The organism is Pyxidicoccus caerfyrddinensis, assembly GCF_010894405.1.
Classification (GTDB): Bacteria; Myxococcota; Myxococcia; order Myxococcales; family Myxococcaceae; genus Myxococcus; species Myxococcus caerfyrddinensis.
Genome location: NZ_JAAIYA010000003.1, coordinates 704,288 through 723,835, shown reverse-complemented (window position 1 = coordinate 723,835; position 19,548 = coordinate 704,288). Strand labels below are relative to the sequence as shown.

Genomic DNA, 19,548 nt, shown 5'->3' with positions numbered 1-19,548 from the left:
CCAGGTCCATGCCCATCTTCGCCCTTGCACTGTCGGGAGGCCCGCAGCGCAACCGTATTCCGGAGGGAGTGCGCCAGGGCTCGCAGAGTGGCCCGGCCATCGGTGCGCCGAGCAGCCCTTCCTTGTTCCCGCCACCGTCCCAACCTCAAGGGCATCCAGCGTTGCCTCACCCTGTCCCTTGGGAGCTTCGACGCACATGCCTGAATTCATCAAGCCCGACGCGGGCGCGACGCCACCCCCCCACTACGAGTTCATCCGCGCCGAGCTGCCCCCGGGCGTCACCATGAAGCCCGAGCAGGTCGTCCTCAAGCGGAACATCTTCGTCGGCAGCGTCCTGACGATGTTCATCGCCAGCTTCGTCACCTTCTGGATTCCCCTCTTCAACGGGCTCCTCGGAGGTGCCTTCGGCGGCTACCACGCGGGCCGGATGAAGCGCGCGCTCGCGGCGGCCGCGGTGAACTCCGTCGCGGTGCCGGGCGCCCTCGCCGTCCTCTACTTCTTCAGCCAGCATGATGCCGGGCGCTTCTTCTACGGACTGGGCTTCCAGGGCTTCGTGGTGCTGCACGTCATCGGCACCTTCATCGGCGCGGTGGCGGGCGCGGCCAGCCGCCCGCTGGTGACAGGGGACCTGATGCAGCGGCGCGAGCCCCTCGCCGTCAGCGCATCTCCAACCCCAGCGCCAGGCGGCGTTCCGACGAGCCGTCCAGCCAGGTCGACGGAGACCGTGACGCCGCCCCCTCCCAGTGGACCTGCGCGCGGGGAGTGAGCAGCACGCCGAAGGGCCCCGCCCGCCCCAGCCACCACTCCACCTGGAGTGACGCTCCCGCCTCGTGCGTGACGTATGCGTCGCCCACGCGCCAGGTGGGGGCATAGGCCGCCTCCAGCCGCACCGCATTGGCCCCCGAGCCGGGCAGCCCCGTGCGGTGCGCCACCGAGAGACGCGGCCCCGCCGCAGGAGCCAGCATGGCCTGGCTCCAGTGCATCGTGGCCATGCCGCCCACGCCCACCGCAGTGAAGCTCGAGAAGCGCGCGCTCTCGTCCAGCACCATGAGCGCCTCCGCCTGCACCGAAGCCCGGTGCGGCAGCGAGCGCGCCGGGTTCGACGTCACACGCGCCTCCGCGCCCCAGCCCAGCGAGTCCCACGCGGACTCGCGGAACTGCGGTAGTTCGCGCAGCAGCGTGCGGTAGCCCACCAGCGTCAGCTCCGAGGCCAGCAGCCGGGGCAAGCCCCAGCGCGGCTCCAGCGAGAGCTCTCCGTCCAGCACGCGCAGCTCACTGCTCGGCTGGAAGCCGTGGAGGCGCGCGTCGCCGAGCGCCTCGGCCATGCCCGCGGTGCGCACGCTTACCACCGGCCTCGCGCCGCCGACCGCCGGGAAGTCCACACCCATGCTCACCACCGTGCGCCCCGCGCCCGAGTCCCGCAGCGCCCCATCCGCCCACGCGGTCTCCGCTTCCACCTTGCGACGGTGGTCCTCGCCCAGGAAGGCCACCGGGTCCACCTCCGCCAGCACGCCGTCGTTGAGCGCGCCCTGCACCTCGGTGGCCCGGGTGAAGGCGGCCTCGGTGCGCTCGGCACGGACCAGGATGCGCAGCTCCTCCGGCGTGGCCGGGCGGCGCGGCGCGGTGGCGAGCGCCTCCTGCAATAGCGTGGTGCGGTCCAGCACGGCCAGCTTGCGCTGCAGGGCGTCCTCGTTCTCGAAGATGCGCTGGCGCTCGCGCACGCCCGCCGCCGCCGAGCCCGGCACCGGCACCCTCACCGCGAGGAGCTGCTCCCGCTCGATGCGCAGGCGCTCGCCCTCCGCGCGGTCCACCGCCGCGCGCTCCACGCGCACCGCGTGGGCCACGTAGGCGTGCAGTTGCTCCCGCACCTTCGCGTGCGCCTGGGGCGGCGCCGAGGCGAGCAGTGCTCGCACCACGTCTGGCAGGGCGTCGTACGCGGCGCGGCGCACGTCGGGCTCGGGCGATTGGAGGTCTGCGTGAAGCGCTCGGAGCTTCGTGAGCTCGACGCTACCCACGTGCGCCGCCAGGGTGGACAGGGCGTCCTCGCGTGCCGCGTGCGCGCGCAGTGCGCGGTCCCCCGTGGACTCGAAGGCGTCCGGAATGTGCTCCAGCAGCGGTCCGGCGCGACCGTCCTGGCCCACCACCTCCACCCGGGCCAGGGCGTCCAACGTGGCCGTGGGCAGCACCCAGAACGTGCCGGGCGCGCGCACCTTCCTCCCGCCCTCCATCGCTCCGTTGAGGAGGAAGAGGAGCGCGCTCGCGCAGTTGTCGGTGAAGAAGTAGTAGCCCATGTAGCCACGGCGCTCGAGCTCCCACACGCGCTCCAGCATCCGCGCCTCCTCGCCGCGCGTGAGGCGCAGGCGGAAGCGGCGGATGGAGCGCTGCTCCAGCTCCAGCGCCTCGTGGGACAGGTCTCCCATCGTCCCCGTGAGGAAGACGGTGTCGTAGCCGCCCGTCATCCCCTTCACCAGGTAGCCCAGGCCCTTGGACTCCATGCCGGTGAGCGCCACCAGTTGCACCACGCGCTCGAAGTTCGGGCCGCGCGGTACCGCGCCCTCGCGCCATACCGGGCGCAGCAGCATGTGGCCGAAGAGGGACTCCGGCTGGCGGCCGGTGGACGCCACCAGCAGCACCTCGAAGTGGGACAGGGACTCCAGCTCCGCCCAGGCGTCGAAGGACGGGCAGCTTCCTCGCGGCGGCAGCGCGCCCAGGCCGGAGGACTCAATCTGCTCCGCCAGCGCGCGGGCCTTGGAGAACTCCTGGCAGCGGACCTGGTCGTCCACCAGCAGGGCGTCGGCGCGCAATGACTCGGCCGGGACGAGCAGCTCTTCCGCGAAGGTGACGAGGTCCAGCGAGGCGCTCCGCTGTCCCAGCGCGCGGCTGAAGGCTCCGGCGTAGGTGAGGCGTGCCTCCTCCTTCCACACCAGCGGCCGCTCGAAGGGCTTCTGCCAGCCCGAGAGCCGGCGCCAGAGCGGCGTGCCGCTCCAGCCGCGGTCATCGTCCCAGCGCTGCACCACCGCGTGCACCACCGCGCGGCGGCGCCACAGTTGCTCCAACTCCGCGTCCGTCAGCCGGGACAGCCGCAGCGTGGCGCGGTGCTCGTTGGACGGTGCGTACCGGTAGAGGTGGAAGCGGGCCCTCCCTTCCGTCCAGTCGGGTCGCTCCGGTGTGCCGTCACCAAGTCCCAGCGGTGCGGGCTGCTCGTGCAGCACCAACTCCAGCGGGCCTCCGGGGAGGCGGCGCATCGCGGGCGGCAGTGCCTGGAGTCCCGCCTCCACCTCGGTCACCAGCGCCACGTCCCGCGCCGCCGCGCCCCGCAGCACCACGCCGGAGAGCTCCAGTGCGCGCACGCGCGCGGGGAGGTTGTCCTCCGCGGCAACGGGCGGCTCCGGCGGTACCGGGCTCGAACGCTCCAGGGCCCGCGCTCGCATGGGGCCATCGCCCACGGGAGTCATCGGCATCGAGCGCTTCAGCGTCTGCGTGGACCACTGCGGCGCCGGCACCACCATGCCGGAGCCGTCCATCATCTCCACGCGTCCGGAAGACGCTCCCAGTGCCACGGTGGGTAGCGCGCAGAGCAGGCCGAGCACCCAGGCCGCCCGGCGTCTCAACGCGCCACCTCCGCCGTCTCCGCTCCTCCCGGCGCGGAGAGGAGGAACGCACGGCGGTCCTCGTCCAGGCGAGGGTCGGCGCTGGCCAGCTCACCCACGCGCTCCATCCACGCGAGCGCCCGCGCGGGCGTGAGGCTGCGCGCGTCCGCCATCGCCAGCAGCTCCTGCCGGTGCGCCCGCAGCACGCGGCCGAAGGTCCCCAGGTTCTCCCGGCGGATGTGCGCCGCCGCCGCCAGGTCCTCCACCGTCGGGCCCGCCCCCAGCGCCAGGTCCTCGCGGAGCTGGTGCGTGCGCGAGCGCAGGTACACCTGCGCCGAGCGGCCCAGCTCCTTCGGCGCCACGCCCCGGCGACGCTCCGCCGCCGCGTACGCCTGCCAGATGACCACGCCGAGCCCCACCACCACCACGCCCACCGTCACCGCCGACACCACGTTGTCGTTGTTGCTATGGCTGCTGTTGTCGGAGTTCGAGCGCGACGCCTCGCCCTCCGCCTTCTCCGTCCCGCTGGAACCCTCGCTGGAGCCACCCTCCTCGGAGCTGCGCGAGGTCCGCTCACTGGAGCCGCTGCGGCTCTCACTGGAGCCATCCGCCTCCGAGCTCCTCGACTCCGAGCTCTTCGACTCCGAGCTGCCGCCCGAGTCGCTGGAGCCTCCCTCCTCCGAGCTGTTGCCCTTGCTGGAGTCTCCCGACTCCGACTTGCTGGAGTCCCCCTGGCTCGAGTCGCCCGAGCCCGACTTGCTGGAGTCCCCCTGGCTCGAGTCGCCCGAGCCCGAGTCCGACCCCTCACTGGAGTCCGCGGCCGAGGCGCCCGTGTCCGACGCGCTCAGTCCCCGTGAGCCCATGGCCGCGGGCGTCCTGCAGCCGGAGACCGCCATCACCACGGCCATGCACAGCGCGCACTTCGCGGAGCTCTTCGTCTTCATCCCGCACCTCTCTGGATGTCCGTTCGTTTCCGCGCGGCCCGGCCGGCGCACGGTCATGCCTGGCGCGTACTCAGTGCGCCGCGTGCGCCCCCAGCGCGGCCTCGAAGTCCCGTCGCAGCAGCGGGTCCTCGCGCACCAGCGAGCCCACGCGCTGAATCAACTCCAGCGAGCGCGCGGGGGTGAGCGTGCGCGCATCCGCCAGCGCCAGCAGCTCGTCCTGATGTGACTGCAGCAGCCTCCCGAAGAGCGGCACGTGCTCCCGGCGCAGCATCACCACCAGGGCCAGCGATTCCACCGTGGGGCCCGTGCCCCGCTTCACGTCCTCGCGGAACCGGCCGAGGTGGATGCGCAGATATTCATGCGACAGACGCGCTGCGCGAGCCAGGTGGGGAGCCACTCCGGTGACGGCGGAATTCCAATCACTCCCCATCCTGCCTCCCTTCGAGAGCACTTCCTCCCTAATTGCGTTTGTTCAGCTGTTGCGGATCGCCTTCCGTAGCCAGCCGTGTGCCGGAGGCGAAGAAGGAGCGGTTTCGCGGCCTTGGCCCACGACGCCGCGCGGCAAGGCGCGAAGCCGGCTTGTCGGAAGTGCGTTGCCGGCTACGCGCCAGGGGGTCGACGGAGCGCTTCGCCAGGAAGAGCCACGCGCTTGGCTTCAGGGGGGTGTGACCCCACCCTTCCTCCAGGTACTTCGTGGAGCCATGTCATGACCCTGGGACTCTCCATCCTCGGACTCTTCAGCGCGCTGCTGGCCCTGGCCATAATCTTCCCCACCGGCGAGCCGAGCTGGTTCGGCTTCGGAGTGCTGGCGGCGGCCCTCTTCGCGCTCGGCGCCGCCTTCAGCCGTCCCCACCTGCGCACCGCCGCGCCGTGGACCGTCGGCACTGCGCTCTGCATCTGGGGGCTGGTGGGCCTGGGGACCGATGACCTCAGCGCGTGGATTGGCTGGGCGACGCTCGCGTTCGGCCTGGCGTACCTGGGGCTCGGCTCGCTGCACTTCCTCCAGAGGGTGGTGCCGACCAGGCGCCTTCCGCGCTTCCTGCGTCCGGTCACCTGACGCCGCTCACGGCGCCGCCGTCCAGGCCTGCCTTCGACCGGCCGCTGGAAGGCCCGCCGCCGCACGCTCATGGGTCGGGGTAGCCGGGTAACGGAACAGCGCGCCGGGCACCCGGAGGTCGAGCACCCGGCGCGCGCTCACGCACCACGGTACCGGCCCTCCCCCCCGGGAGCCGACACTGTGAGTCTCACTGCATTGTGTTCACAGGTCCATACGGGAAAACCGTCGGGTCGGATATCACCCCCGGGGCGCGGACCCATCAGACGTCAGGACCCGGACGCTTGGGGGGCCCGCCAGGGTCACCCGTGACGGCCACCCTGTCCTTGGGCGTATACTCCGCAAATCTTGATCCGTTTGAATTCCGAGGAGCAGGGCCTGCTGGCGGACCTGGAGGTCCTGGTCGCGGAGGCCGAACCCAGCGCGGAGTCGCTCCCGTCGGTACTGGGAGCCCTGCGCGAGGTGATGAAGGCCGAGCGCGCGGTGGCCTACGGCGTGGATGTAGGCCCTGACCGCAACAACGCCAGCTACTCGCACAGCCAGGGCTTCTCCCTGTCGGCGGCGAGCGTCCACGGACTGCTCGACGGCTCCATCTCCGCGGTGGGTGACCCGTGGGGTTGGTTTGATCCCGCCCGCCCCGAGCCGGCCCAGCGCAACCGCGCCCTGCACTTCCGCTCGCTGGCGGAGACGGAGGCGCAGCGGATGCCGCTGCCCGACCTGCCCGCGGGCGAGGTGGGACGCCGACTGGGCCTGAGCGAGGGCGAGCTGGAGGCGGTGCGTGAGCGCGCGCTCACCCGCTCCGGCACGGTGTTCCGGCAGCTCGGCGTGGAGAACATGGCCTGGCTGCGCACGCTGGTGTGCGAGGGCCCGGCGCTGCTCGGCTGGGTGGGCCTGGGCCGCGAGGAGCCCTTCACCGAGCGCGAGCAGCGGCTGCTCCAGGCGCTGACGCCGGCCCTGCAGCGGCGGCTGACGATGGAGGCCCGGCTGCGCGAGTCGGGGCTGATGTCCACCGCGCTGGAGGTGGCGATGGAGGCGCTCGGGCGCGCGGCCTGGGTGGTCAGCTCCAGCGGCCGCGTGGTGCACGCCAACGCCGCCGGGCGCATGAGGCTGGAGCGCGGCGAGCCGGAGTTGATGGAGCAGCTCAGGCACGGCGCGCAGGGCGTTCCCTGCTCCGGCCCGCTGACGCTCACCCCGCTGCGCACTCCGGGCCTGCCGTCGCACTACCTGGCCATCGACACCGGCACCGCGTCCAGCGCCGCCGCGCGCGTGCATGCGCTGTCCGCGCGCTGGTCGCTCACGGCGCGTGAGTCGGAAGTGCTCACCCACATCGTCCAGGGCGAGACGAACAAGTCCATCGCCGCGAGGCTGGGCTGCGCGGAGCGCACGGTGGAGGTCCACGTCACGCACCTGCTGAGCAAGGCCCAGGTGGAGAGCCGCTCGGCGCTCATCGCCCGCTTCTTCCAGACCTCCTGAGCCGCCGGCTCCGGGCCTAAGATGGGCGCCGTGAACGACCCGCGCGACGCCCGCATCCACGCAGCCTTCGCCCGAGCCGCCGAGGCCGTGGCGAAGGGCCCTCACTCCACTCCCGCGGATGGACGGCCCCGGAGGCGGAGGCTCGTCATGGGGGACCCGCAGGCGGACCTGGACCGCGTGCTGGCCATCCTCGCGTACCACGACGTGCTGGGAGCTGACGGATGGCTGCGGCCCGACGTGTTGCTCGTCTCGGTGGGTGACCACTTCGACTGGGGCAAGCCGTACGAGCGCGAGGCAGGGGCCATCAGCGCCCTGTCCCTGGTGGCGTGGCTGGCCGCGCACCCGGCGGACCAGGTGGTGATGATTCTGGGCAACCATGACCTCGGCCGCGTGGGCGAGCTCGCGGACTTCACGGACGCCACCTTCGCCGCCGCGCAGGCGGAGGCGGACCGGGTCTACCAGGGTGGACACACCGACGAGGCGGCGGAGCGCGCGTTCCTCGCCCGCTGGCCGCGGGTGCCCACGGCCGAGCTGGTGGCGCGCGACTTCGGCAACTTCCGCGAGGCGCAGCGCACGTGGGTGGAGCACCTGTTGCGCGTGCGGCGCTTCCGCACTGCGTACGCGGCCGGGCCGGGACTGCTGGTGCTGCACGCGGGCGTCACCCACGAGGACCTGGACGTGACGGGCCTGCCGCCAGCGCGACGGGCGGACGCGGGCGCGGTGGCGGACGCGCTGAACGGGGCGATGGACGCGGCGGTGGCGGCGTGGACGGGAGGGCCGCTGTCCGTGCCGGGCCTGCACCATCCCGGCGACGCGGCCACCGGCGAGGGCGTGGGCATCTTCTACCACCGCCCCAGCCTGAAGCCGGAGGACGCCGAGCGCGTGCGGGGGACGCCTCGCCGGCGCTTCGACCCGAGGCGGCTTCCCGCCGGGCTGACGCAGGTGGTGGGGCACACGCGCGACAAGCGCAACCGCGAGCTGCTGGGCTTCTCCACCGCGGAGGCACGCGACGGCGTGGTGCGCCACCTCGTCACGAATGGGACGCGCGTGGACTACGCGCACGGCGCACCGCCGCCACCGAGCCCGGAGGCGGCGATGCTCGTCTTCACCGACGGCGGCATGCGCGAGTGCCCGCCCGAGGACTACGAGCTGTTCGACCTGGACACCCGCGCCGCCGCGCGCTGAGCGCTACTTCGGCGCCGGCTGCGCCGCCTGCTGCAGCCCGGTGAGCTTCTTCTCCAGCCCGGCCACCGCGCGCGGAGACACCTGCGAAGCGGGCAGCGTCTTGGCGAAGGCGATGGCCTCCTCCAGCGTCTTCGCGGCAGAGGCCGGGTCCTTGCGCGCGACGAAGATGTCCGCGCGGCCGGAGAGCACCGTGAGGCGACGCGCCCCCTGCACCCGCGCCAGCGCGCGGTCGCTCGCGGCGAGCGCGTCGTCCAGCCGCCCCTGCATGCGGTACAGCGTGGCCAGCCGCGCGGGCGGGTTGTAGTCCTGGGGCAAATCCTTCTCGCTCTGCTCGAGCGCCGGAATCACGCGCTCGGGCGCGCCCAGCTTCATCGCCGCCCCCATGCGGTGCGAATCGAAGACGGTGCGCGCCTCGGGGTTGGGCGCCTTCGCGGCCTCGCCCTCGAGGTACTTCAGCCACTCCTCGGCGAGGGCCTTCGCACCGGCCTCGTCCTTCGCCGCCTCGCGCGCCTCCACGAGCACGCCGTACAGGTCAGAGCGGTCATCAGCGGCCATCTCGATGGCTGGAGGCGCCAGGGCCTCGGCCACCTTCGCCTCCAGGGCGGGCCGCAGCTCCTTCGCCGCCGCGGAACCCTCCTCCAGCGACAGGGAGCAGGACAGCCCCAGCGACGCGCCGCTGGCCCAGAATATCGAGCGTGGCGTCTTCGGCAGCTCCTCCAACGCCTTGCGCGCGCATGGCTCGTACTGCTTTGCGCCGTACATGGCCGTCAGCATCGACGCCACCGCGCGACCCCGGCGGGACCAGTCGGCGGGCGCCTCGGCCAGGGCCTCGGACAGTGTGTCGGCGGACTCCGCAGCGCGGCCCTCCGCATACAGCGCGTCGCCGCGCGCCAGCAGCGCCTCGGCGCCGGTGACGCCTCCTTTATATGCGCGCTCACCGTCGTCGAAGAGCTTCACCAACTGGTCCACCGTCGCGCTGCCGGCGAAGCGCAGCAGCGGCTTCTCCTGGCGCGGGTCGATGACGTACAGCGTGGGCCAGAACTCCACCGGGTACTTCTCCTGGAAGGCCGCGTTCGTCGTCAGGTCGGTGTTCACCTCCAGCCAGACGAAGCGGCCGGAGTGCCGGGCCAGCGCCTTGTCGGACATGACGTACGCCTTCATGGAGCGACAGGTGTGGCACCACGGCGCCCAGACGTCGACGAAGAGGGGCAGCCCCTTCGCCTTCGCCTCGGCGAGCGCGCGGCTGTAGTCGTCGTCGATGAAGGGCAGCGGAGAACCGGCATGGGCCTCGTCCGCGGGCGCGTTGGTGTTGGCGGCGGTGCAGGCAACGAGCCCCATCAGGAGCAGGCAGGCAGCAGGGATGCGCATGGGGGCGACCCTAGCGCCACTGCCCCGCCTCTGTCCTCGGCCGACACCCACGAGTGCTGTCTCCTGGGCAGGGCGCCGTGCGCGTGCTCTGGTGCGCGCGGACTTCCGGTGATGAGAGACCCGTACACCCTGCGCACCTTCCTCGCGTCGGCCCTCGACGCCCTCCCCGCCCCCGAGCGCTTCCCGGAGGCCCCGGACGCGGACGCCGCGCGCCGCCTCGCCGAGCGCCTGCGCCGGGATTTGCTCCCCCGGCTGGGCTCCGCGGACGCCCCGCTGTTGCTGGTGGCCATCGCCGGCCCCAACAACGTGGGCAAGTCCACCCTCTTCAACGCGCTGGTGGGCGCGGCGCTGTCCCCAGCGCGGCCCGAGGGCGGCCTCACCAAGCAGTGCCTCGCGGCGGCGCACCCGGAGACGTGGACCGGCGCGCTGAAGGACTTCCTCACCCGGCGCTACGACACGGTGCCGGTGGCGTCGGGCGACGTGGCGCCGGTGGACCAGCCGGGCCCGGCGGGGCGGCTGTACCTGGTGCTGTCGGACGCGGTGCCGCGCGGGTTGCTCGTCATGGACACGCCGGACTTCGACAGCGTGTACCGCGACAACCGCGAGCGCGCGGAGGCGCTGCTCGTCACCGTGGACGTGCTCGTCTTCGTGGTGAGCCGGCAGACGTACCAGAACGCCGCGCTGGTGGACTTCCTGCGCGCGGCGGTGGGGCACGGGCGGCCGTACCTCCTCGTCTACAACGAGGCCACGCGCGAGGAGGTGGCGCGCGGGCACCTGGACAAGCTGGCCGCCGACGTGGGCCACCCGCCGCTGGCGCGCTACCTGGCGCCGCACCAGCCGGAGGTGGAGGCGGGACTGAAGCCGCTCGCCACCGAGCCGCTGGACGGGCGCCCTCCCCTGTCCGCGCTGCTGGGCCAGGCCGAGCACGCGCGCGAGTTGAAGGCCCGGGCGCTGGAGGCGTCGCTCGCGGACGCGCGCGCGGAGCTGGACGTGGTGGCGCGCGCGGCGTCACGCGCGGCGCAGGAGCCCGAGCGGCTGCGCCAACGACTGCGGCACGAGCTGAACGGCGTGGGCGCGAGCGCGGCGCTGAAGGCGGTACCGGCGGACGTGCTCATCGACGCCTTCCGGGACGAACTGGACGCGCGCAGCCAGTTCCACAAGTGGGTGCGGCTGCCCTTCCGGGGGCTGGCCACGGCGCTCACCTTCGTCAGCCGCAAGGTGCGCCAGTCCTTCACCGGGCCGGAGCCGGAAGGCGCGGAGACACCCACGCACGCGGTGGACGAGTCCATGAAGGACGGCGTGCGCAAGCTGGTGGACGCCATGGCCTCGGAGGTGGCCGCGTGGCGCGGAGACGCGGAGACGAAGGCGAAGCTGGCGGAGGCCTTCGGCCCGGTGACGCTGGCGAAGCTGGAGGAGCCGCTGGGCTTCGACTCACTGCACGCGCATGCCGCGGACCGGGCCACGCTGTACGCCTACTGCCGCGACCTGGTGTCCGCGGAGCTTCAGGGAGGCATGCGGGAGGAGCTGCTCCAGACGCTGACGACGCTGGTGTACTCGGTGCCGTCGGGCGCGGCGGCGGTGGTGACGGTGGCCACGGGCGGCTTCGGCCATGACGCGGTGGTGTGGGCGGGCACGCTGCTGTCCACGCCGCTGATGGAGCGCTTCGTGGACCTGCTGGGCGCGCAGGTGCGGGCCCGCGTCACCCGGCAGTGGGCGGACGCGCACGGAGCCACCCTGGCGCGGGCGCTGGAGGCGCGGTTCTTCTCCGGCGTCCTGGCGCACCTGGACGGGCTGGCCAACGACTGGACGCGCACGGCGGCGAAGCTGGACGAGGCACGGGCCGGACTGGCCTGAGCGCTCCGCCCTGCTGTGGAGACCGTGCCTCCTGGACGGGTAGGGTCTGGCATTCCGATGGGAGGAATCGGGTCGGAACAGCAACCTGCCGGGTCCTGCCGCCGGCCCCACTCCGCATGTCCTGTGCCCCCAATCCATTAAGTCGTATCTACGGCCCAGGACTTTACAGGATGGGTTGGCAGGTATGCTCGGTGAGCGCGAGAAGTCGTCACTGAAGAAGACGCTGGGCAGGAACGCTCAGGCGGCACGCGTGCGCCAGGAGCTCACCCAGGCGGACGTGGCCGAGCGCATCGACCTGGCCACCGAGGTCTACGGCCGCATCGAGCGGGGACGCGCCTTCCCCAGCATCCCCACCTTCTGGCGGCTATGCCATGTGCTTCAGGAATCCGCGGACCGGATGCTGGGGCTGCCCGCGGGCACGCTGCCTCCCGGCCCCTGGCAGGTGGCCGAGCCGCCCCCTCCCTACGCCGAGCACCCGCCCGAGCTGCGCCGTCTCATCCGCACCCTCCAGGGCTTCGAGCCCGACGAGTGGCGGGCCCTGCGCAAGTTCCTGGTGAGCCTCAAGCGACAGGCGCGCTGACGGGAGAGGGCAGGCAGGCGTGCGCGGCCGCACTCCGTCCGTGCGTGAGCGGCGGCAATGCGCCATGCTGGAGGCGTCATGAATGGCTCGGACCCGGCGGCCCCGGGGTCGCCACCTCCCGTCCTGTCCTTCCGCCACCTGCTGACCGACGCGGTCGGCACGTTCCTGGACGAAGCCCGCATGACGTGTGCGCAGACGGCGGACTCCATCGGCGAGCTCATCGTCACGCTGTCGCGCTACCGCGAGGAAGGCGCGCCGCTGTTCCCCATGGCCTTCGTCTGTGACGACCTGGGGCAGATGCTGGCGCAGCTCGGCGGGCACGACCCCATCGGCATCGGCATCGGTCCGCGCTCGCGGGCCACGATTCAGCGGGCGCTGAAGCAGTGCGCGCCGCTGGGCCAGGGCCGCTGGTGGGCGCTGTACCTGCTGCGGGTGCCGGAGGGCTTCGCGTACGGCGTCTTCCGCACGGACCCGTTCCCCCTGGCGGAGACACCGCTGGAGCGGCTGCGAAGGTCGGGCGACGGAGGCGCGGGCGTGGTGGGCGTGCTCCAGCTCGCGGACAACATCCTGGAGCTGCGCGCGTGCGGTGGGCTGTGCCGGCACGTGTACCTGTCGGGCGCGCGCGTGGAGGCGTCGTCCCCGCCGGAGGTGCTGGACGAGCTGGCCGAGGCCGTGACGGATGGAGTGGCCACCGCCAGCCGCGAGCGCGCCCGGGGCTTCTTCCGCCGCGTCCTCTTCGAGGTGATGCAGGGCTCGCACGGCACACTGGTGGCAGTGCTGCCTCGGGAGCGCGCGGGCTCGATGCTGTTCGTGGACGGCATCATCCTGCCGCGCCCGCTGGACATCGTCGCGCTGCTGGAGCGCTACCACGCGGACCCCACCGATGCCGCCTCCACCGCGGTGCGCGCCACGGCGCAGCTGCTGCGGGGGATGATGGCCACGGACGGAATCACGGTGCTGCGCGCGGATGGGTGCATCGTCGGCTACAACATCTTCGTGAGACACCCGGAGACCCTCACCAGTCAGCCCTCCATCGTCGTCGGAGGCGCGAGGCGGAGGACCTTCGAGGTGCTCTGCGCGGCCCTCGGCACCGAGCTGACCGCCGCGCTCATCCGCTCGCAGGATGGCGACGTGAGCTGCCGCCGGGCGTGAGTGACGGGCCCATTTGAAGGGCCGGGCCCGCTGGCGGCATGAACGCGGGATGTGCTAACTCCGGTGACATCCGCGTAGGACCCCACGGGTGCCTCTGGCCGGGGAGGAGTGCCATCGAAAGAACTGGCCTCCATGAACTTCGTCTTCGTCGGCACCAGTGCCGGCGCGAGGGGAACAGAAACCCATCTGGTGTGCCTGGTCCGAGCGCTCGCTAGAGCCGGACACACCGTGCTCACCGTTGCACGCCCCGGCGGCTACATCGCCCGGGAGCTGACGGCGAGCGGCCTGCCCGTGGAACCCGGCATCTTCCGCAACGCGGCGGACGTGCGCGGAGCACGCGGTGTGCTTCGCGCCATCCAGCGGGTGAAGGCGGACTGGCTGGTGGGCAGCTTCGGGCACGAGTACTGGCCGCTGCTCACGCTGGGCCGGCTCACCGGAACGCCGGTGGCCCTGTTCCGTCACCTCAACAGCCGGCTCAAGCCCATGTCCCGCGCACTGCTGCCTCGGTGGGCCGACCGCTTCATCGTGGTCTCCGAAAACATGCGCTCGTTCCTGGTGGAACAGGGCGTAGCTCGGGAGCGGGTGAGACTTCTGTACAACCCGCTGGAGGTGGAGCGCTTCCGCCCGGACCCGGCACTGCGGGCGGAGTCCCGCCGGGCGCTCGGTGTGGGTGAGGACGCGGTGCTCGTCGGCTTCGTCGGGGCGCTGAAGCCGGAGAAGGGGGCCTTCCGGCTGGCGGCGGCCTGCAACCAGGCCATGCCGCTGCGCCCGTCGCTGCGGGCACTGTGGGTGGGTGAGGAAGCCGCACACTCCCGGTTGCTGGAGACAATTGCATCGGAGTTTCACGGGCGGCACATCCTGCGAGGTTGGACGGCGGACATGCGGCCGCTCTACGCGGCCATGGATGTGTTGGCTGTCCCCTCGGAGTGGCTGGAGCCCTTCGGGCGGGTTTCGATTGAAGCCCAGGCGTGCGGAGTCCCGGTGCTCGCCAGCCGGATTGGCGGCCTGCCCGAGACGCTCCGTGAGGGTGAGACCGGATTCCTGTTTCCTCCAGGTGACGAGGCCGCGTGGCGTGACGCGCTCGTGACCGCCGCCGACCTGCCGCGGGAGCAGCGCCGTGCCATGGGCGAGGCGGGGATGCGCTTCGTCCAGGAGCGGTTTTCCACCGAACGCATCGTGGAGGAGCTCATCGACCTGCTTCGAACACCCCCAGGTCGTGAGAATCGGAGAAGACCTGCCACGTTGTGTCAGCCGTCCGGCACACACCCATCCATGGAGTAAGCGCTTGAATTTGCTCTTGTCAGAGGAATCCAGCATTCTAGCGCCGCTTTGAAATCCCCCCTGTTCCGCATCGCGCGTCTCGCGCTCGCCGTGGTGACGGTGTGTCTCACGGCATCCCCCGCCCTGGGTCAGAAGCTGGCGGATGTCACCGTTCAAGGTCCTCCGATAGCGCCTGCACTGAGCGGCAGCGGCCACGGCCTGTGCGTCGCGTCCAATGTGTGGACGCGGACCCTGGGCGAGTATCCGCAGACGCGCGGCACGTACATCGATGGCATCAATGGGTTCATCGAGGAGCCCACCAGCAAGCAGAGCCGTGTCACCACGGTGCTGCGCACGCCGTTCGATTTGTCGAACAACCTCAACGACGGACGCACGCTGAGCTACGGCGACTTCGTCAGCCAGGTCACCGCGCCCCGCTGCTCCACAGGTGGCTGCAGCTTCAACATCATCAACGACAACGACGCGGTCACCTCCTTCGTCTCGCGCTTCCGCGGCTACCTGAACATCCCCGCCGGGCTCGAGGGTCAGTTGTTGCACTTCGGCTTCTACTCGGACGACGCCGTCAGCCTGGTCATCTACGACCGGGGCCAGTCGTACCAGGTCATCAACCGCCCTCCCCAGCTCGGCTTTGCGACATGGCGGACGACGAACGCGGTCACCTTCAACCAGCCCGGCATCTACCCCGTTGAGATCCTCTACGCCGAGATTGGTGAACATGCGGCGCTGGAGATGGGCATGTTGGCAAGCCCATTCACGGACTTCGAGCGGGCCGCGAACCAGCCGCCCATCGTCAACCTGTTCAGCTCGGGCTTCCAGCTGTTGCAGCCCGCGCAGTTCTTCCAGACCGAGAACGGGCTTCCGTCCTACCCGGAGAACCTCGACCGCTGCGAGCAGTGCAGCCGCGCCAACGTCAACGCGCCCAACAACGGCGGCTGTGGCTCGTACTACTACTGCAACGCTGCTGCACTGTGCGCGCCGTGCAACTCGTCCCTCCAGTGCGGCGACTCCTGCTCTCCCTGCGGCCAGTCCACGCCCCACTGCGCCAACCTCAACGGCCGCACCCAGTGCGTGCAGTGCACGGACGACACCCAGTGCGCCAATGGCCGCTGCGACCTGACGGACAACACCTGCCGCGGCTGCAACGACGACGGTGACTGCCCCCTCAACGGCCGCTGCGACCTCTCGGACAACGTCTGCCGCGGCTGCAACGACGACGCGGACTGCCCCGACAACGGCCGCTGCGACACGACGACCAACCAGTGCACTGGCTGCAACGACGACAGCGACTGCCCCGGCGCCGTGTGCGACGTGCCCAACTCCGCCTGCGTGGAGTGCACCACCGACGACCAATGCCCCGGCGACCAGGTCTGCGACCCCACCGCCCACGAATGCAACGAGTGCAATGACGACTCGCAGTGCCCGCGCGGCGAGATCTGCTCCAACCACCAGTGCTCCCCCTGCGCCACCAATGACTCGTGCGCGGGCAACTCCTGCAACTGCTGCCCCAACGGCACCCAGTGCGCGGCGCTGACGCCCGGCGCCTCTCCGTCCTGCGTCGAGTGCACCAGCAACAGCCAATGCGCCCCTGGCCAGCAGTGCGACGCGCTCAACGGCCGCTGCGTGGACGCGGTGCCCGAGTGCAACACCGCGGACAGCTGCGGCCCCGGCTGCGCCAAGTGCCCCGGTGAGCGTCCCTTCTGTCTGGACGGCGAGGTCTGCGTCCAGTGCCGCAACGACATGGAGTGCGGCGACGGAAGCTTCTGCCTCAGCGGCGAGTGCAGCGCGTGCACCACCGACAGGCACTGCGGTGAGCGCTGCGGCGCCTGCGAGGGCGACACGCCCTTCTGCCTCTCCGACGGCTCCGTGCAGGGCAGCGCCTGCGTGGGCTGCCGCGAGGACTCGGACTGCGGCAGCGGCGTGTGCAACCCCACCACCCGCACCTGTGACAACGCCGGCGCGTGCGCTGTGACGTGCCAGCAGGGACTCGTCTGCAACGGCAGCACCTGCGTGGAGTGCTTCGCCGACGCACACTGCCCCTGCGGTGGCACCTGCGACACTTCCACCAACAGCTGCTCCACCTCCTGCGAGGACAGCGGGGACTGCCTCGGCATGGAGTACTGCTCGTCCAAGACGCAGGAGTGCGAGCGCGGGCGCCGCAAGCCCGGCACCGAGCCCCAGGGTGGCGCCTTCTGCTGTGGCACCACCGCCGACGCCACTCCCGCGGGAAGCACCACCTTCCTGGTGCTGCTCGCCGCGGGCTTCATGCTCCTCCGGAACCAGCGCCGCGCCCGATGAAGCCCTCGCACCTTCCGCTCCTCCTCCTGGCGCTGGGGCTGTCCACCGCCGCCACCGCCCAGCCGGACACGCGCTTCAACGTCCAGATATTCCGTCCCTCCGGCGCCCCGCAGGACCTGGTGGTCGTGACGCAGTCACGCCCGCTGTCGCACCTGTCCGTGGCTGGCGGCCCGTACTTCAGCTACTCGCTCAACCCGCTGACGCTCGTCCCCGAGGGCGGCGACCTGGGGAAGATTTCCCTCGTCGGCAACCGCCTCCAGCTGGACGCCATGGCCAGCGTGGGCCTGTTCGACTGGGCCGAGGTGGGCGTGGACATGCCGCTCATCCTCGCGCAGGGCGGGCAGAACCTGGAGGTCATCGGCACCGAGGGGAGCGTGGAGAGCTTCGTCCTCGGCGACCTGCGGCTCACCGGCAAGGTGGCCATCCCCGGCCTGCGCCGGCCCGCCGAGGGCAAGGGCTTCGGCGCCGCGCTGACGCTCAACGTGAGCTTCCCCACCGGCGCGCAGGACGCGTTCGCCGGTGACGGGGAACTGACGTGGGCGCCGGGCGTGGTGCTCGACTACCGCTTCGGCAACGGCATCCTGCTCGCGCTCAACGGCGGCTTCTGGAAGCGGCCGGACCATGTCTTCAACGGAGCGTCGGTGGGCGACATGATGCCCTTCGGCGTGGGCACCGAGGTGCCCCTCCTCCGTGGCAGCGGCATCACCGCCGTGGGCATGGTGCACGGCGCGGTGGGCCTGGAGAAGCTGCCGGACGAGCCCCGGCAGGTGCCCGCGGAGCTGCTCCTCGGCCTGCGCTGGTACAGCTCCACCGGCCTCACCTTCACGTTCGGCGGCGGTGCGGGCTGCGGATGCTCGCTCGCGTCGCCCACGCTCAGCCTCTTCACGTCCATCATCTGGGTTCCGGCGAAGACGCGCGAGTGGGAGGCGCTGGAGCGCTTCAAGGACCCGCCGGAGCCGACGCCTCCGCCCCCGCCTCCGGTGGACCCGGATGGCGACTCCGTGATTGGCGAGGGCGACCTCTGCCCGGACCTGGCCGGCCCCGTGGGGAACTCGGGCTGCCCGGATACGGATAGGGACGGCGACGCCGTGGTGGACCGGCTCGACAAGTGCCCGGACCAGCCGGCGGGCAGCCGTGGACGCGACGGGTGTCCGCTCGCGCGGCGCGACGGGAACAAGATTGTCATCCTGGAGCAGGTGAACTTCGCCACGGACCAGGACGTCATCCTCTCCGAGTCCTTCCCCATCCTCGAGGAAGTGGCCCGGGTGATGAACGAGAACAAGGAGGTCGACCGCATCCTCGTGGAAGGCCACACCGACGCGCGCGCGAGCGACGCGTACAACCTGGACCTGTCCAAGCGGCGCGCGGCCAGCGTCGTGCGCTTCCTCATCGAGAGCGGCGTGGCGGCGGAGCGGCTGTGCTCGCAGGGCTTCGGCCGTAGCAAGCCGCTGGCGGACAACGCGACGGAAGAGGGCATGGCGCTCAACCGCCGCGTCGAGTTCACGATTCAGCCGCCGAGCGACGGGCCCCGCCCGCCTTGCCCGGACGAGGCGCTCGACAAGAAGCTCAAGCGCGCCCGCCCGAAGCTGCTGACGCCCAAGGAGAAGGCTCCCGCCCCGGCGCCGAAGAAGTAGCAGAGCGCGCGCCTCTCCTCTTCGCGAAGAGGAGAGGCGCCTCTCACGCGTGAAGTGGACGTGCGGCTCGCGCTCGGAAGAGGCGCGGAGCCGGGCCCCGCGGCGACGGGCAACGGGGGGCGAGCCGGCCTTGCGCCCACGGCCTCGCCCCGGTGACAGGACGCGCGGCCGCACCCTCCATCCACGAAGGAAACCGGGCAGGACGATCGCGCACGTCCCGCGCTCCTTCCACGGTGGGAAGCCGCGGCACGCTCCGCGGTCAGCCCGCTACGGGACGACGAACTCCGCCGCGCTGCGCCGCCGGCCAGCGACGACGGAGACGACGGCATGGCCGGTCCCCACCGCCGTCACGCGGCCATCGGCCGACACGGTGACGACCGCGGCATCCGAGGTGAACCACTCCAGCGGCACGCTCTCCAGCACGGCGCCGTTGCGGTTGTAGGCGCGGGCCTGGAGCATCACGGACTGGCCCGGCTTCTGGAAGACATGGTGCGTGAGGTTGAGGCCCAGGCGCGCGAAGTCCGGGGGCACCACCTGCACCGCGATGGCGCGGTTGAGGTGCCCCAGCGTCGCGGTGACGGTGGCGGTGCCCGGCTTCACGGCCACGAGCTGCCCGTCCTCCACGCGCACCACCGCCTCGTCGGAGGAGCGGAACTCGGGCGCCGCGTCGGCGAGCGACTCGCCCTGCTCGTTCCTCGCCACCACGCGCAGCTTGATGATGCGGCCCACCTCCATGAAGTCCGCGCCCGGCGCCTTCACGTCGAGCGAGTTGAGGATGGTGAGGTCCAGCGGAATCGCCGTGCGAATCTTGCCGCCGGTGACGCCGATGGTCGTCTTGCCCGACTTGCGCACCGTCACCACGCCCTCCTGCACGAGGGCCACGTCCGTGGCGGAGCTCGTCCACCGCAGCTTCGGCTCGGACATCCGCTGGCCGTCCGTGTCGAGGACCACGTACTCCAGCTTCACATTCTGCCCCGGCGTCCGCAGGTACTTCGTCGGCAGCGGCTCGACGGTGATGGTGTCGGGGGTGGGCCCGCAGGCGCTCAGGAGCCCGAGGACGAGGACGAGGACGGAAGGGAGAGGAAGGCGCGTCTTCACGGCACGAAGGGGGCGGAGAGCAGCGGCCATCCTAACGCCG

The 19,548-nt window shown here is 71.7% G+C and carries 15 protein-coding genes; 10 read left to right on the top strand and 5 right to left on the bottom strand.

What is annotated here, in order from left to right; translation table 11 throughout:
• The first annotated feature begins 196 nt into the window (after nucleotides 1-196).
• A complete protein-coding gene (locus G4D86_RS10120; protein WP_163992016.1) occupies nucleotides 197-766 on the top strand; it encodes a hypothetical protein in 570 nt (189 codons plus the stop codon).
• On the opposite strand, the gene G4D86_RS10115 is transcribed toward G4D86_RS10120, so the two are convergent.
• From G4D86_RS10115 to G4D86_RS10105, 3 genes are all read right to left on the bottom strand, one after another.
• The gene (locus G4D86_RS10115) at nucleotides 657-3,611 is read right to left on the bottom strand and encodes an Lnb N-terminal periplasmic domain-containing protein (protein ID WP_240360153.1); all 2,955 of its coding nucleotides are present in this window, start codon (nucleotides 3,609-3,611) and stop codon (nucleotides 657-659) included. The genes G4D86_RS10120 and G4D86_RS10115 overlap by 110 nt on opposite strands.
• Nucleotides 3,608-4,534: a hypothetical protein gene (locus G4D86_RS52730; protein ID WP_240360152.1), complete on the bottom strand. Its 927-nt coding sequence runs from the start codon at nucleotides 4,532-4,534 to the stop codon at nucleotides 3,608-3,610. Before G4D86_RS52730 ends, G4D86_RS10115 begins: the two co-directional genes overlap by 4 nt.
• A 70-nt stretch (nucleotides 4,535-4,604) precedes the next feature.
• Entirely contained in the window at nucleotides 4,605-4,964 is a 360-nt protein-coding gene (locus G4D86_RS10105; RefSeq protein ID WP_163992014.1) for a hypothetical protein, read from the bottom strand.
• A gap of 276 nt (nucleotides 4,965-5,240) precedes the next feature.
• Between G4D86_RS10105 and G4D86_RS10100 the strand changes: the two genes are divergently transcribed.
• The 3 genes from G4D86_RS10100 to G4D86_RS10090 all read left to right on the top strand — a co-directional run bounded on the left by G4D86_RS10100 (nucleotide 5,241) and on the right by G4D86_RS10090 (nucleotide 8,246).
• On the top strand, nucleotides 5,241-5,591 hold the full coding sequence (locus tag G4D86_RS10100) for a hypothetical protein (protein ID WP_163992012.1): 351 nt from the start codon (nucleotides 5,241-5,243) through the stop codon (nucleotides 5,589-5,591).
• 345 nt (nucleotides 5,592-5,936) lie between these two features.
• Entirely contained in the window at nucleotides 5,937-7,061 is a 1,125-nt protein-coding gene (locus G4D86_RS10095) for a helix-turn-helix transcriptional regulator (protein ID WP_163992010.1), read from the top strand.
• Nucleotides 7,062-7,082: 21 nt separating this feature from the next.
• Complete coding sequence (locus tag G4D86_RS10090) at nucleotides 7,083-8,246, top strand: metallophosphoesterase (RefSeq protein ID WP_163992008.1); 1,164 nt, start codon at nucleotides 7,083-7,085, stop codon at nucleotides 8,244-8,246.
• 3 nt (nucleotides 8,247-8,249) lie between these two features.
• Here the strand turns inward: G4D86_RS10090 and G4D86_RS10085 are convergent, their stop codons facing one another.
• Nucleotides 8,250-9,614, bottom strand: coding sequence for a thioredoxin family protein (locus G4D86_RS10085; protein ID WP_163992006.1), 1,365 nt, complete (start codon nucleotides 9,612-9,614; stop codon nucleotides 8,250-8,252).
• A gap of 111 nt (nucleotides 9,615-9,725) precedes the next feature.
• Here G4D86_RS10085 and G4D86_RS10080 point away from each other — a divergent pair, with 111 nt between their 5' ends.
• The 6 genes from G4D86_RS10080 (at nucleotide 9,726) to traB (ending at nucleotide 18,410) form a co-directional block, all read left to right on the top strand.
• Nucleotides 9,726-11,468 (top strand): GTPase, encoded by a 1,743-nt coding sequence (locus tag G4D86_RS10080; RefSeq protein ID WP_163992004.1) that lies wholly within the window; start codon nucleotides 9,726-9,728, stop codon nucleotides 11,466-11,468.
• A 184-nt stretch (nucleotides 11,469-11,652) separates the two neighbouring features.
• Entirely contained in the window at nucleotides 11,653-12,048 is a 396-nt protein-coding gene (locus G4D86_RS10075; RefSeq protein ID WP_163992002.1) for a helix-turn-helix transcriptional regulator, read from the top strand.
• Between the two features lie 78 nt (nucleotides 12,049-12,126).
• Nucleotides 12,127-13,200 carry a hypothetical protein gene (locus tag G4D86_RS10070; RefSeq protein ID WP_205519520.1) on the top strand — a complete coding sequence of 358 codons (1,074 nt, stop codon included), beginning with the start codon at nucleotides 12,127-12,129 and terminating at the stop codon, nucleotides 13,198-13,200.
• 132 nt (nucleotides 13,201-13,332) lie between these two features.
• Nucleotides 13,333-14,481 (top strand): glycosyltransferase family 4 protein, encoded by a 1,149-nt coding sequence (locus G4D86_RS10065; RefSeq protein ID WP_205519519.1) that lies wholly within the window; start codon nucleotides 13,333-13,335, stop codon nucleotides 14,479-14,481.
• A gap of 48 nt (nucleotides 14,482-14,529) precedes the next feature.
• Nucleotides 14,530-16,776, top strand: a complete 2,247-nt coding sequence (gene traA, locus G4D86_RS10060; RefSeq protein WP_163991997.1) for an outer membrane exchange protein TraA family protein — start codon at nucleotides 14,530-14,532, stop codon at nucleotides 16,774-16,776.
• Nucleotides 16,773-18,410 carry an outer membrane exchange protein TraB gene (traB, locus tag G4D86_RS10055; protein ID WP_163991995.1) on the top strand — a complete coding sequence of 546 codons (1,638 nt, stop codon included), beginning with the start codon at nucleotides 16,773-16,775 and terminating at the stop codon, nucleotides 18,408-18,410. Before traA ends, traB begins: the two co-directional genes overlap by 4 nt.
• A 267-nt stretch (nucleotides 18,411-18,677) precedes the next feature.
• Here the strand turns inward: traB and G4D86_RS10050 are convergent, their stop codons facing one another.
• Entirely contained in the window at nucleotides 18,678-19,538 is an 861-nt protein-coding gene (locus G4D86_RS10050) for an Ig-like domain-containing protein (protein WP_240360151.1), read from the bottom strand.
• Nucleotides 19,539-19,548: the final 10 nt, after the last annotated feature.